The organism is Tepidiphilus sp. J10, from assembly GCF_006980785.1.
Classification (GTDB): Bacteria; Pseudomonadota; Gammaproteobacteria; order Burkholderiales; family Rhodocyclaceae; genus Tepidiphilus; species Tepidiphilus olei.
Genome location: NZ_SBHP01000008.1, coordinates 1 through 270, shown reverse-complemented (window position 1 = coordinate 270; position 270 = coordinate 1). Strand labels below are relative to the sequence as shown.

The window sequence follows — 270 nt, the reverse complement described above, 5'->3', positions numbered from 1 at the left end:
GTAGGGGATGTCTGACGCTGACCTACGTTCCCGGAGGCGGAGCTCCAGTATCATCGGCGCGGCGCCGTTTCACGGTCCTGTTCGGGATGGGAAGGCGTGGGGCCGGCGCGCCATGGGCGTCAGACAGTGACGGGGTCACAAGCGGGGCAAGGGGGTGTTGGGTGGGGGTGTGTGTGAGGGGTGGGGTGCATGGCACGGCTATAGGATCAAGCCGCACGGGCAATTAGTAGCGCTCAGCTCAAGCGGTTACCCGCCTTACACCTGCGCCCT

1 rRNA gene is annotated in these 270 nt (G+C 65.6%); it reads right to left on the bottom strand.

The annotated features are described in order from the left end of the window. Nucleotides 1-9: 9 nt before the first annotated feature. Nucleotides 10-124, bottom strand: a 5S ribosomal RNA gene (gene rrf / locus EPD81_RS09345). Between the last annotated feature and the right edge of the window lie 146 nt (nt 125-270).